A 13966-nucleotide genomic window follows, 5' to 3' on the forward strand; every position below is an offset into this window, starting at 1 on the left:
TCGGGGGTTCAATCAGCGTGGAGATCGCCGAATGTGGTCATGATTCCCTCTTCGTCAAGTTCTTCTTCATAGCGCTCATGGGCTCTGCTTTGATAAACGGTAATTTCTTTTCCAGTGATATCTGTAGCGATGAAATTTTCGTAAGACTCCGTATTGCCGATATTCTCTTCGGCATTCATCGTCATATCATCATAGCTGAGCGGAGGGTTTTCCATATCCTGCGGCGTTTGTGAGTTACCATATTTTTCGACATCCTGATAGGAATCCTCACTGTCATATGGCGCTCTGATTTCTTCATCATCATCAAATTCAAATTGCCCGAACGGTGTTTCTTCTTCAATCGGACGGTCTTTGGAAACCACGTCCTGTGACGAATACTCCGCGAGGGTTGTGGCAGTCGGAAGCGCTTCAAGTCGTTCGAAAGGGATTTCCTTTCCGCTGACTTCACAAATGCCATACGTACCGTTTTCTATCGCCTTCAATGAATGCTCAATGTCCCGAAGGTGCTCTCGCTCATGTAAATCGAGAGCGATGTCTTTCTCACGCTCGTAAAGTTCTGTCGCCTGATCGCCGGGATGGTTGTCGTATGCCGAAAGCTCACCCCACGAATCATAAGGAAAGGCTGAGTTAAGCTGAAAATGGTCATTGTCTTTGAAACGGTTTAAGATATCTTTTTTCGTTTGTTCCAGTTCATTTTTTAAATGCTGAAGCTGTTCTTTCGTAAGCAATGTGATCGCCTCGTTTCTCTGTGATGCATACCTTTAGTATGAACAGATCGCCTGAGAACTTTCATAAATGGCGGGTGGAGGAATATAGGAGGTTTTCCTTTTATGGTAAGCGGATACAACCTTTGCTATCAGTGGAGAAAGAAATTTGAGCTTTGTTTCTTTTTCATTTCTGAAATTAGGTTTATAATAGGTAAGGCAGGCCATTTGGACTGCATGATCTGTGTTTGACACAAAGGAGACACAGGTGTATGGTATTAAAAGCATTTTAAGGATTATGGAGGAATGTCTCATGGTGACAACGGTGCAGCGTACGTTCCGAAAGGAAGTTCTACATGCATTACATAAAGCCAAAGAAGTCAACCATGCTGTCTTAATAAGCTATTCGAGACAAATCGAGTCTCTTGACCCTCTATCATTTTTCAATTACGGAGCAAAAAAATATACAGGCAATCGATTTTTTTGGTCAGATCCTGAAAGTGAATTGACAATAGTCGGTCTTGGCAAAGAAGCGGTTTTCCAGACAAATCAAAAAAACAGCGAGCGGTATCGTGAGGTTTTTGAACAATGGGAGCGCTTTAAAAAGACGGCTTTTCATATTTATGAAGAAGAAAAGCTGCAGCATTCTGCAGTGGGACCTGTGTTATTCGGAGGATTTTCTTTTGACCCTTGCGAAGAAAGAGGTTCACAATGGGACCATTTCTCGGAAGGGGATTTCTTTGTGCCTGCGCTTATGCTGACGATGACTGCTGAAGGCCCGTTCTTAACAGTTAACAGATGGGTAAGCGGAGGAGAAGACGCAGAAGCTGTTTTAGAAGGCTTAAAAGCTTTTGCGGCGGAATTTATGGTTCCCGATTTCAAGCAAGAAGATCAGGCTGTGATTGCAGCAGCCGAAGAGCTGGATAAGGATGATTGGCTGAAAGCAATCGAAACAGCCACAAGCCAAATTAAAGGGAAACAATATGATAAGGTTGTTCTTGCCCGAGAGCTGCTGCTCACGTTTGACGGTCCAATCCAAATAGAACCGGTGCTTAAAACCCTTCTGGACGATCAGCAGACAAGCTATGTTTTTGCAATTGAACAAGAAGGCAAAACTTTTGTCGGCGCGTCTCCGGAAAGACTGATCAAAAGAGACGGCGGCACTGTCATGTCTTCCTGTCTGGCAGGCTCCATTAAACGAGGCGTGAATGAAGAAGACGACCGCCGGATAGGCCTTGAATTATTAAACGATGAGAAAAACCTGCTTGAGCATGATATTGTGGTAGGTATGATTCATAATGCTTTTGTATCAAGCTGTTCAGAGGTTGAAAAGCCTGATGGACCTGTTTTGTACAAAACAAAAAGCGTTCAGCACCTGTTTACGCCGATTGTCGGACAGTTGCGCGAGTCTGCTTCGATTTTTGACTTAATTGAGAAGCTGCACCCCACTCCGGCGCTTGGGGGATCACCTCAGGAAAAAGCTGTTGACGTGATCAGGGAGATTGAACCGATGTCCCGCGGCTGGTATGCGGCCCCTATCGGCTGGATTGACAGCCAGGATAACGGGGAATTCGCGGTAGCCATTCGTTCAGGGCTCATCGAAGGAAGCACAGCAAGGCTGTTTGCCGGGTGCGGTATTGTGGAAGACTCGGAACCAATCTCGGAATATGAAGAAACACAGATTAAATTGAAGCCGATGATCTCTGCATTAGGAGGTGAGAGGCGTTGACAGTCAACCCGATTACTCATTACATCGGAAGTTTTATTGATGAATTCGCCCTTTCCGGAATTACGGACGCCGTCGTTTGTCCGGGCTCAAGATCTACACCGCTGGCTGTTCTTTGTGCTGCGCATCCCGATATCAGCGTCCATGTCCAAATTGATGAAAGATCTGCCGGATTTTTTGCCTTAGGTTTGGCAAAAGCGAAGCAGCGTCCCGTACTATTGATCTGTACATCTGGAACAGCCGCGGCCAACTTTTATCCGGCTGTGGTTGAAGCCCATTATTCAAGGGTGCCTATTATTGTGTTAACTGCTGATCGGCCTCATGAGCTGCGCGAAGTAGGCGCACCGCAGGCTATTAATCAGCACTTCTTATTCGGTAACTTTGTTAAGTTTTTCACAGACTCTGCTCTTCCTGAAGAGTCTCCGCAAATGCTGAGATACATCCGAACGCTGGCAAGCCGCGCTGCCGGAGAAGCACAAAAGCGCCCAATGGGGCCTGTCCATGTGAATGTGCCGCTGCGCGAACCGCTGATGCCGGATCTTTCAGATGAGCCGTTTGGAAGAATGAGAACAGGCCGTCATGTGTCTGTGAAAACGGGTACGCAGTCTGTTGACCGCGAGTCCCTGTCTGATGTGGCTGAGATGCTCGCAGAGGCTGAAAAAGGAATGATCGTCTGCGGAGAGCTCCATAGTGATGCGGACAAGGAAAACATTATTGCGCTTTCAAAAGCGCTTCAGTATCCAATTTTAGCGGATCCGCTGTCTAATCTGCGGAATGGTGTTCATGATAAAAGCACTGTTATTGATGCGTATGATTCGTTTTTAAAAGATGATGAGCTGAAGCGGAAACTCCGTCCTGATGTTGTCATTCGGTTTGGACCGATGCCTGTTTCAAAACCGGTTTTCTTATGGCTTAGGGATGATCCGGCGATTCAGCAAATCGTGATTGACGAGGATGGAGGGTGGAGAGACCCGACACAGGCAAGCGCGCATATGATTCATTGTAATGCGTCTGTTTTTGCTGAGGAGATCATGGCAGGCCTTACTGCTGCTGCCAGATCCTCAGAGTGGCTGGAAAAGTGGCAGTTTGTCAATGGGCGGTTCCGCGAGCATCTGCAAACAATCAGCAGTGAAGATGTTTCGTTTGAAGGCAATCTCTATCGAATCCTTCAGCATCTTGTGCCTGAAAACAGCTCGCTGTTTGTGGGAAACAGCATGCCGATCAGGGATGTTGATACGTTTTTTGAAAAGCAGGACCGCCCTTTCCGGATTTATTCAAACCGGGGAGCAAACGGGATAGACGGTGTCGTCTCCTCTGCCATGGGGGTATGTGAAGGAACAAAAGCGCCTGTTACCCTTGTGATTGGAGATTTATCTTTTTATCACGATTTAAACGGCCTGCTGGCGGCCAAAAAGCTGGGTATTCCTCTTACTGTGATTCTTGTCAATAATGACGGAGGAGGGATTTTCTCCTTTTTGCCGCAGGCTTCTGAGAAGACACACTTTGAAGATTTGTTCGGCACACCGACAGGGCTCGATTTCAAGCATGCGGCTGCACTTTACGGCGGAACGTATTCATGCCCGGCTTCTTGGGATGAATTCAAAACAGCTTACGCGCCGCAGGCAGACAAGCCCGGACTCCATTTGATTGAAATCAAAACGGATCGCCAATCAAGAGTCCAGCTTCATCGCGATATGCTGAATGAGGCTGTGCGGGAAGTGAAAAAACAATGGGAACTGTAAACATAACGGTATCAGATGGTATCCGATATGCAGTGGCAGACGAGGGACCGAATGCTTCCGAAGCCGTCGTCTGCCTGCATGGGTTTACCGGCAGCAAACAATCATGGACTTTTCTTGATGAGATGCTGCCTGATTCCCGCTTGATCAAAATTGATTGTTTAGGGCATGGGGAAACCGATGCCCCGCTGAATGGGAAAAGATACAGCACAAGCCGGCAAGTTTCTGACCTTGCCGAGATTTTTGATCAATTAAAACTTCACAAAGTGAAATTGATTGGGTATTCTATGGGAGGAAGGCTTGCTTACTCTTTTGCGATGACATATCCCGAGCGGGTATCGGCACTTGTGCTTGAAAGCACGACGCCGGGGCTCAAAACACTTGGGGAACGGCGGGAACGAATTATGCGGGACCGGAAGCTTGCTGATTTTATTTTACGAGACGGGCTCAAAGCATTTGTTGCGTATTGGGAGAATATCCCTTTGTTTTCATCTCAGCAGAGGCTGGCTGAAGATATTCGGCACAGGATACGATCGGGCCGTCTGCGGAACAATAAGATTGGGCTTGCGAACAGTTTAACCGGCATGGGCACCGGTTCACAGCCTTCCTTGTGGAGCCGTGTAGAGGAAATAGATGTTCCTGTGCTTCTTATCTGCGGGGAGTGGGACGAAAAATTTTGCGCCATCAATCAAGAGGTGCATAAGATGCTTCCTTCTAGTAGAATAGAGATTGTTCCAAAAGCAGGACATACGGTCCATGTGGAACAGCCGCGATTGTTTGGTAAAATAGTGAGTGAGTTTTTGACAAGCATCTGACTCATTCACATAGAGAATAAAAGGAGGTCATCATATGGCTGAATGGAAAACAAAACGGACATACGATGAGATATTGTATGAAACGTATAATGGCATTGCAAAAATAACAATCAACCGACCTGAGGTACATAATGCGTTTACCCCTAAAACGGTTGCTGAAATGATTGATGCGTTTGCTGACGCAAGAGACGACCAAAACGTTGGGGTTATCGTGCTTGCCGGTGCAGGGGACAAAGCATTTTGTTCAGGAGGAGACCAAAAAGTGCGGGGCCACGGTGGATATGTAGGAGACGATCAGATCCCGCGTCTTAACGTATTGGATCTTCAGCGTTTAATCCGCGTCATCCCGAAACCGGTTGTCGCGATGGTGTCCGGATATGCGATCGGCGGAGGCCATGTGCTTCACATCGTATGTGACTTGACAATTGCTGCGGACAACGCAATTTTCGGACAAACAGGACCTAAAGTGGGAAGCTTCGATGCAGGTTACGGTTCTGGCTACCTGGCTCGAATTGTAGGACATAAAAAAGCACGTGAAATCTGGTACCTATGCCGTCAGTACAACGCACAGGAAGCACTGGACATGGGTCTTGTCAACACAGTCGTTCCTTTGGAACAGCTTGAAGAAGAAACGATTAAATGGTGTGAAGAAATGCTTGAAAAAAGCCCGACCGCACTGCGCTTTCTTAAAGCTGCGTTTAACGCGGACACAGACGGACTTGCTGGAATTCAGCAGTTTGCAGGGGATGCTACCCTTCTTTACTACACAACAGATGAAGCAAAAGAAGGCCGTGATTCCTTTAAGGAAAAACGCAAACCTGATTTCGGACAGTTCCCTCGTTTCCCGTGATCAGCAATACTTAGTAAACCAACAGCTTGAGACTTTGCGGTCCAAGCTGTTTTCTTTTCAATACAGACATTTTACCTCGGAGATGATGACATGCTGACAGAACAGCCCAACTGGCTCATGCAGCGGGCACAGCTGACACCTGAGAGAATCGCTCTCATTTATAGAGACCAAACCGTGACATTTGCAGAATTATTTGCCGCGTCTAAGCGAATGGCGGCACAGCTTGACGCTCATTCGGTTCGGAAAGGGGATACTGCGGCTATTTTGCTCCAAAACCGTGCGGAAATGGTATACGCCGTTCACGCTTGTTTTTTGCTTGGTGTTAAGGCGGTGCTTTTGAATACGAAGCTGTCAACACATGAAAGGCTGTTTCAGCTGGAGGATTCGGGATCCGGCTTTTTATTGACAGATTCAAGCTTTGAGAAGAAAGAATATGAACACATCGTTCAAACGATTGATGTGGATGAACTGATGAAAGAAGCAGCAGAGGAAATTGAGATCGAGGCTTATATGCAAATGGATGCAACGGCAACGCTGATGTATACGTCGGGTACGACAGGAAAGCCCAAGGGAGTTCAGCAAACGTTCGGAAACCATTATTTCAGTGCGGTGTCGTCCGCTCTTAATTTGGGTATAACAGAACAAGACCGCTGGCTTATCGCATTGCCGCTCTTTCATATCAGCGGATTGTCCGCATTATTTAAATCTGTGATCTATGGAATGACTGTCGTGCTTCACCAGCGTTTTTCCGTAAGCGATGTGCTGGATTCTATCAACAGGCATGAAGTGACAATGATATCTGCGGTGCAGACTATGCTGGCCAGTCTTTTGGAAGAAACAAACCGCTGCCCTGAATCCATCAGATGCATTCTTCTCGGCGGCGGTCCTGCACCGCTGCCATTGCTTGAGGAATGCCGTGAGAAAGGATTCCCTGTCTTTCAGTCATATGGAATGACAGAAACATGCTCGCAAATTGTTACCCTGTCGCCGGAATTCAGTATGGAAAAGCTCGGATCTGCGGGGAAACCGCTGTTTTCGTGTGAAATCAAAATAGAGCGGGACGGACAGGTATGTGAACCGTTTGAACACGGTGAAATTATGGTCAAAGGCCCGAATGTCATGAAAAGCTATTTTAACCGGGAGAGCGCAAACGAAGCCTCTTTTCAAAATGGCTGGCTGAAAACAGGTGATCTTGGTTATTTGGACAATGAAGGCTTTTTATATGTATTAGACAGACGTTCAGATCTGATCATTTCTGGCGGAGAAAACATTTATCCGGCCGAAGTGGAGTCAGTGCTGCTTTCACACCCCGCTGTGGCCGAAGCCGGGGTTTCAGGGGCTGATGACAAAAAATGGGGGAAAGTGCCTCACGCCTATCTTGTCCTTCACACGCCTGTGAGCGCAGAAGAATTGACTGACTACTGCAAAGAACGCTTGGCGAAGTATAAAATTCCGGCAAAATTCTATGTGCTTGACCGCCTGCCGCGCAATGCGTCTAATAAGCTCTTGCGAAATCAGCTGAAGGATGCGCGTAAAGGAGAACTGCTATGATCGAAATAGAAAAAATCACGCTTTACCATTTGAGCATGAACTTAAAGAAACCGTTTAAAAACAGTATCGAAACGCTTCAAGAGCGTAAATTTCTGATCGTGGAAGCCATTGATACAACAGGTGTCACAGGCTGGGGAGAAGTTTCCGCTTTCTCTTCGCCTTGGTACACCGAGGAAACCATTGGAACATGTTTGCATATGCTAAAAGATTTTTTTATCCCAAATGTCGTCGGCCGTGAATTCAATCACCCTTCAGAAGTGCCGGACAGCCTGGCGCGTTATAAAGGAAACCGGATGGCAAAAGCGGGACTTGAATCGGCTATATGGGATATCTATGCCAAAAAGAAGGGCGTATCCCTTGCTGAGGCATTGGGCGGAACAAGAGATAAAGTCCCTGCCGGGGTGGTAGTCGGCCTGGCGCCTCTTGACGATATGCTGAAGGAAATTGAGAGCTATCAAAAAGAAGGCTATCAAAGAATAAAAATTAAAATTCAGCCTGGGCAGGATGTGGAATTGGTCAAGGCCATCCGCAGCCGATTCCCAACCATCCCGCTTATGGCCGATGCCAATTCCTCGTACGAATTGAAGGATATCAGCCGTTTAAAGGAGCTTGATGAGTACCATTTAATGATGATTGAGCAGCCCCTTCAATCCGACGACATCGTTGATCACCGCCACCTGCAGAAACATTTGAAAACGGCCATTTGCCTTGATGAGAGCATTTGTTCAGTTGATGATGCGAGACGGGCGATTGAGCTAGGAAGCTGCAAAATTATTAATATAAAACCTTCTCGTGTCGGCGGCTTAACAGAAGCCTTAAAAATTCATGATTTATGCAAAGAGCGTCATATGCAGGTTTGGTGCGGCGGAATGCTGGAAACAGGCATATCAAGAGCGCAGAACGTGGCGCTTGCTTCACTGCCTCAATTCACAATACCTGGCGATATATCTTCATCCTCACGATATTGGGATGAAGATATTGTAACCCCTGATATTCGTATTGATAATGGATTTATTTCTGTGTCAAAACAGCCTGGTTTAGGGGTTGAGGTGAATCAAGACATTATGCGAAAATATGTGACCAAAATGGATGTTTTCACACAGCATGGGTAAGAAAAAAGAATTTTGCTATTTTGAATAAATGACACTGTGCTGTTACAGTAAAAGTGTTCGTTGAATACATCCCTTCTCGTTTGGACCGGCTGCTGACCCAGCCGGTTTTTTTATGTAAATCAGCTTGACAAAAATGGCCAAACGCGATAATTTTGCACAAAGGAAACTTTTTGTCCTGTGTAAATAAAACATGCTTTTGGCTAATTTAATGTCACATGTCTAAGAACTGACAACATAAGATAAAACAATCGGACATTGATGGCAAAGAGGAGGAGAAATATGAGACGAGGGCTGATGGCAGCAGTGCTTTTTGCGACCTTTGCTTTAACGGGATGCGGAACGGATTCAGCCGGAAAAAGCGCTGATCAACAATTACAAGTGACAGCGACAACATCTCAAATTGCCGATGCAGCAGAAAACATCGGAGGTAAACATGTAAAAGTCACCTCTTTAATGGGACCGGGGGTTGATCCGCACCTTTACAAAGCTTCCCAAGGTGACACGAAAAAATTAATGTCTGCCGATGTTGTTCTGTACAGCGGGTTGCATTTGGAAGGGAAAATGGAGGATGTCCTCCAAAAAATCGGCGAACAAAAACAATCGGCGGCAGTAGCTGAGGCCATTCCGAAAAATAAGCTTATTCCCGCGGGGGAAGGCAAGACGTTTGATCCCCACGTCTGGTTCAGCATTCCGTTATGGATCTATGCGGTGGATGAAATTGAAGCGCAATTCAGCAAAGCAATGCCTCAGCACGCAGATGCCTTTCGGAAAAATGCCAAAGAGTACAAAGAAGATTTGCAATATTTAGATAAGTGGTCGCGTAAGGAGATCGCACATATTCCGGAGAAAAGCCGTGTGCTTGTGACTGCTCATGATGCGTTTGCGTACTTTGGGAATGAGTATGGATTTAAGGTAAAAGGCCTGCAGGGACTCAGCACAGATTCGGACTATGGATTAAGGGATGTTCAGGAGCTGGTTGATCTTCTGACAGACAAACAAATAAAAGCTGTGTTCGTAGAAAGCAGTGTATCTGAAAAATCAATCAATGCAGTGGTGGAAGGCGCTAAAGAAAAAGGCCATACAGTCACAATCGGCGGTCAGCTTTATTCGGATGCCATGGGTGAAAAGGGCACAAAAGAAGGCACATACGAAGGAATGTTCCGCCACAATATCAACTCGATTACTAAAGCGCTTAAATAAAGAAAAGAGGTGAAGGATATGTTCCCTGTTGAGCTTGATAATGTGACGGTTGCTTATCATAAAAAGCCTGTACTGCAGGACATTTCGCTGCAGGTGCCGGAAGGAAAACTTATTGGCATTATCGGCCCAAACGGCGCGGGAAAATCAACCTTGATCAAAACGATTCTCGGTCTTGTGCCCCGGGCTTCCGGAGACATCTCTATTTACGGCAAAGACTATAAGGATCAGCGGACCAGAATCGGATATGTTCCGCAGCGCGGCTCGGTTGACTGGGATTTCCCCACAAGCGCGCTAGATGTCGTCCTAATGGGAAGATACGGGAGAATCGGTTTATTAAAGAGGCCAAAGAAAGAGGATGTGGAGATGGCGAAGGCCGCATTAGCAAAAGTCGGGATGCTTGATTATGCGAAGAGGCAGATCAGCCAGCTCTCAGGCGGCCAGCAGCAGCGGGTGTTTCTTGCCCGGGCACTCTGCCAGAACGCTGACATTTATTTTATGGATGAACCGTTTGCAGGTGTCGATGCAGCGACGGAGCGCGCGATTATGACGCTGTTGGCAGAACTCAAAGAAAAAGGAAAAACCGTGCTTGTCGTCCATCATGATCTGCAGACCGCCGAGGATTATTTCGATTGGATCTTACTGCTTCATTTAAGAAAAATCGCTTTCGGACCGGCGGAAAACGTTTTTACGATCGAAAACCTGCAAAAAACGTATGGAGGAAGGCTTACGTTTTTAAAAGATAAAGTGCTGGCAGAAGGACATAAGGAGTGAGCGCAATGTTTGAAAGTTTGTGGCTGCAGCTCCAGCATCCGAATACACAGTGGGTGCTGGCCGGTACGCTTTTGCTCGGGACGGCAAGCGGTGTTTTGGGCAGCTTTGTGCTGCTGAGAAAGCAAAGTTTAATCGGCGATGCGATGGCCCATTCAGCTCTGCCGGGAGTGTGTCTCGCTTTTCTGTTCACCGGGCAAAAATCACTGCCTTTCTTTTTACTGGGTGCGGCGCTCGCCGGACTGCTCGGAACGTTTTGTATTCAGCTGATTCCGCGGCTTTCAAAAACAAAGGAGGACTCGGCGATCGGGATTGTTCTTTCTGTGTTTTTTGGCGTCGGGATCATTCTGCTGACATATATTCAGCAACAGGGGGCGGGAAGCCAAAGCGGGCTTGATTCTTTTTTATTCGGCCAGGCTGCTTCATTGGTCAGGCAGGATATCATCCTTATAGCAGGAATATCCGCTGTTCTACTGCTCCTTTGTATTGTTTTCTTTAAGGAATTTACATTGATTACTTTTGATCTCGCGTTTGCAAAGGGATTAGGAATCCCGGTGCGTTTTTTAAACGGGCTTTTGGCTTGTCTGATTGTCTGTTGTGTCGTCATTGGGCTTCAGACTGTTGGTGTGATATTAATGGCGGCTATGCTGATTACACCTGCCATAGCTGCGAGATATTGGACCGAACGATTAACCGGGATGATCGTCATTGCCGGGATTACAGGCGGGGTCAGCGGAGTGGCCGGAACCCTGCTTAGCACCACGATGAAGGGAATGGCGACAGGGCCATTAATGATCTTATCTGCAACGCTGCTCTTTCTTTTTTCAATGATTTGCGCGCCTAAGCGGGGATTGGCTGCTAAAGCCATAAGGCTGATGAGGCTGCGGCGCAGAACAAGCAGGGAGCAAGTGCTTTTGGCGATTTATGAACAGTATGAAAAGAATAATCTTTGTGTAAATGTTGAAAGTGTAAGAAAGAAAAGACGCCTATCCCCTTCATTATGCCTTAAGGCATTAAATGACTTGGAACAAGAGAGGTGCATTGAGCGTATCGAAAATGGGATTTGGCAAATCACAAGCAAAGGGGTAGAAAAAGGCTATCACACAGCTTTGAAGCAGCGGATGTATGAAGTGTATCTCATGCATGAAATGGAACTTGCCAATATAGAATCCGATCAGGACTACTTTGACCCGGACCGTTTACCGAGAGAAACGAGAGAGCGGCTTTATTCACTCTTAAAGCTGTATGGACGGATGCCTGAGCGTCGAAAAGCGTCTCATGATGCCGAGAAGGGACAGATCGCAAATGAGTTTTGAAGCATGGATTATAGCTACCGGTGTATTAGTCGGTGTAAGCTGCGGATTGATCGGCACATTTCTTGTGCTGAGAAGCATGGCGATGCTGGCCGACGCAATCAGTCATACAGTGTTGCTTGGCATTGTCGGCGCTTTTCTAGTGACGGGAAGTCTCGACGGGATTTCTATGTTTATCGCCGCAGCCGCAACCGGTCTATTAACGGCTTTCTTGGTTCAGCTTCTTCATAGCAAGGGGGTTCAATCAGATGCTGCCATAGGCGTTGTGTTTACATCTTTATTTGCAATCGGGGTTATTTTGCTTTCTGTGTATGGAGCGAATGTCCATCTCGATATTGAGCACTCGCTAATGGGAGAAATCGCTTTTGTGCCGTGGAATACGGTGACGTTATTCGGGGTTGATATTGGGCCGAAAGCGTTTTGGATGCTGGCATCTGTTCTGGTTTTAAACGTAGTGTTGATCAGTGTGTGCTATAAGGAGTTTAAAATCGCTTCGTTTGATCCTCAAATGGCTTTAGCCTTGGGAATACCGGTTTTGCTCATTCATTACGTGCAAATGGGCATGCTGTCCCTGACAACTGTTGCTTCCTTTGATTCGGTGGGTGCCGTATTGGTTGTGGCCATGCTGATTGTTCCGCCTGCTGCGGCACATTTGCTGACAGACCGGCTTCTTTATATGCTGATTCTCAGCGCGTTGATTGGCGGGCTGTCGGCGGTCATGGGCTATTTCTTCGCAACGTGGCTTAATGTTTCGATTTCAGGAGCGATGGCGGCCATGACAGGTGTATGTTATGCAAGCGCCTTTTTGTTTTCAACTGCAAACGGGGTCATAACTAAAAAGCTGAGAACACTCAACATGCAAAAAGAAAGAGCTGGCTGATGCAGCTCTTTCTTTTAATTATAAATCATGCGGCTTAAACGTTTTGCAGTCTGTTTCCCGGCTGTTTTCAGCCGTTTCACCAGTATGGCTGACAACATAAATGGCATCAGCGGTGCATTTGTTACCTTTGCCCCAATAAGAACAGTTGTTGACCTCACATAGAATTTTCTGCTCCATGCCATCCCCTCCTTATAAAGGTTCTGGATTAGTATAGCCGGCTGGCTTACCCTCTATTCCTCCTGGCGGATATAGCGTTTATCTCGCATAAACATTTTCCAGAAGAAAAAGAAGCCCGGAAATAGAATGATAAATGCAACGATATACGTTGCAAACAGCGCTCTGAACGTTGCTGGCTCTGTGAAGCCTGACATGACTGTCACATCGGGATAAATCATATACGGAAGATGCGCCCGCCCGTACGCGTAGCTTGCGAGAAAATACTGTATCCCAATCGCAACAAGTGCAAGCCGCGGTTTTCCGATGTTTTGCCCAAAGCTCTTATTAGGCAGAAAAAGAGCGATTCCAGCAATGACAAATGTAATGAACGATGCAATAATCCAAGTAAAATCATTCAGCATTCCGCTGTACAGCCAGTTTGCTTCATTCCGCATCGTCACCATAATGCATACAGCAAACAACAGTGAAATCGGGCCGGTAATTAGGGCGCTTTTTCTGTAGGCTCGGTACGCATCCTGTTCCTCTGCCACATTTGAAACATCTGCAAGCAGCAGCGAGGACAAAAATAAGGTGCTTAAAATCGCAAACCCGATAAATGAATAGGCGTTGGGGCTTGAAAAGATTTTAGACATATTTAAGTTATAGATTCCATCCGTTTTTTCTATAAACCCTCCGTGTGTCACAGGAAGCACCAAAATTAAAATAGCAGGAATGATAAAGCCGGAGATGCCGGAAATATATCTTAGCGTTTTCCGCTCCTTTGCTGTATTTGAAAAAACGAGAAATCCGCTTCGAATCGCTAAAAGCAGCAAAATCATGCTTCCGGGAATTAATAAAACGGTTCCGAGCACAAATGTCGCGCCGGGGAAAAAACTGAAAAGCGCCACGACGATGGCTACTATAAAGACGTTTGTGACCTCCCAAGTCGGGGACAAAAAGCGATTCGCAATATCGGTGGCCTTCATATGCTCCTTATTTAAATAGATCATAGACCAAAATCCCGCTCCAAAATCCATTGTCGCCATGACGGCGTAAATAAACACAAAGCCCCAGATAATTGAGATGGCGATCAGAGCGTCAGTTGAAATCTCCATTTGTCGATCTTCCTTCCATTTGGTTTCCTGTTTGCGG

Annotated in this window: 13 protein-coding genes; 10 read left to right on the forward strand and 3 right to left on the reverse strand. The window is 46.5% G+C overall.

The genetic code is table 11. The features are described 5' to 3' along the window. Positions 1 to 8 precede the first annotated feature (8 nt). Complete coding sequence (locus ACQVGT_RS05565; protein ID WP_003229046.1) at positions 9 to 728, reverse strand: yteA family sporulation protein; 720 nt, start codon at positions 726 to 728, stop codon at positions 9 to 11. Between the two features lie 289 nt (positions 729 to 1017). Here ACQVGT_RS05565 and ACQVGT_RS05570 point away from each other — a divergent pair, with 289 nt between their 5' ends. From ACQVGT_RS05570 to mntD, 10 genes are all read left to right on the forward strand, one after another. After that, positions 1018 to 2433: an isochorismate synthase gene (locus tag ACQVGT_RS05570; protein WP_015483599.1), complete on the forward strand. Its 1416-nt coding sequence runs from the start codon at positions 1018 to 1020 to the stop codon at positions 2431 to 2433. Further along, positions 2430 to 4172: a 2-succinyl-5-enolpyruvyl-6-hydroxy-3-cyclohexene-1-carboxylic-acid synthase gene (gene menD, locus ACQVGT_RS05575; protein ID WP_015384451.1), complete on the forward strand. Its 1743-nt coding sequence runs from the start codon at positions 2430 to 2432 to the stop codon at positions 4170 to 4172. Before ACQVGT_RS05570 ends, menD begins: the two co-directional genes overlap by 4 nt. Beyond that, a complete protein-coding gene (gene menH, locus ACQVGT_RS05580) occupies positions 4160 to 4984 on the forward strand; it encodes a 2-succinyl-6-hydroxy-2,4-cyclohexadiene-1-carboxylate synthase (protein WP_015483598.1) in 825 nt (274 codons plus the stop codon). The genes menD and menH overlap by 13 nt, the downstream gene beginning before the upstream one ends. Before the next feature lie 34 nt (positions 4985 to 5018). After that, a complete protein-coding gene (gene menB, locus ACQVGT_RS05585) occupies positions 5019 to 5834 on the forward strand; it encodes a 1,4-dihydroxy-2-naphthoyl-CoA synthase (protein ID WP_003229054.1) in 816 nt (271 codons plus the stop codon). A 90-nt stretch (positions 5835 to 5924) separates the two neighbouring features. Next, positions 5925 to 7385 (forward strand): o-succinylbenzoate--CoA ligase, encoded by a 1461-nt coding sequence (locus ACQVGT_RS05590; protein ID WP_015483597.1) that lies wholly within the window; start codon positions 5925 to 5927, stop codon positions 7383 to 7385. Further along, complete coding sequence (gene menC / locus ACQVGT_RS05595) at positions 7382 to 8497, forward strand: o-succinylbenzoate synthase (RefSeq protein WP_015384449.1); 1116 nt, start codon at positions 7382 to 7384, stop codon at positions 8495 to 8497. The genes ACQVGT_RS05590 and menC overlap by 4 nt, the downstream gene beginning before the upstream one ends. A gap of 279 nt (positions 8498 to 8776) precedes the next feature. Next, the gene (mntA, locus tag ACQVGT_RS05600) at positions 8777 to 9697 is read left to right on the forward strand and encodes a manganese ABC transporter substrate-binding protein/adhesin MntA (protein ID WP_015483596.1); all 921 of its coding nucleotides are present in this window, start codon (positions 8777 to 8779) and stop codon (positions 9695 to 9697) included. Positions 9698 to 9715: 18 nt separating this feature from the next. Next, the gene (gene mntB / locus ACQVGT_RS05605; RefSeq protein WP_015483595.1) at positions 9716 to 10468 is read left to right on the forward strand and encodes a manganese ABC transporter ATP-binding protein MntB; all 753 of its coding nucleotides are present in this window, start codon (positions 9716 to 9718) and stop codon (positions 10466 to 10468) included. Between the two features lie 5 nt (positions 10469 to 10473). Continuing rightward, positions 10474 to 11781 (forward strand): manganese ABC transporter permease MntC, encoded by a 1308-nt coding sequence (gene mntC / locus ACQVGT_RS05610; protein WP_015384446.1) that lies wholly within the window; start codon positions 10474 to 10476, stop codon positions 11779 to 11781. Continuing rightward, a complete protein-coding gene (mntD, locus tag ACQVGT_RS05615; protein ID WP_015483594.1) occupies positions 11771 to 12658 on the forward strand; it encodes a manganese ABC transporter permease MntD in 888 nt (295 codons plus the stop codon). Before mntC ends, mntD begins: the two co-directional genes overlap by 11 nt. An 18-nt stretch (positions 12659 to 12676) precedes the next feature. On the opposite strand, the gene ACQVGT_RS05620 is transcribed toward mntD, so the two are convergent. After that, a complete protein-coding gene (locus ACQVGT_RS05620) occupies positions 12677 to 12835 on the reverse strand; it encodes a DUF1540 domain-containing protein (RefSeq protein WP_003229069.1) in 159 nt (52 codons plus the stop codon). A gap of 53 nt (positions 12836 to 12888) precedes the next feature. Continuing rightward, positions 12889 to 13929, reverse strand: a complete 1041-nt coding sequence (locus ACQVGT_RS05625) for a cytochrome d ubiquinol oxidase subunit II (protein ID WP_015384444.1) — start codon at positions 13927 to 13929, stop codon at positions 12889 to 12891. Positions 13930 to 13966 lie beyond the last annotated feature (37 nt).

This window comes from Bacillus sp. SCT118, assembly GCF_058566435.1.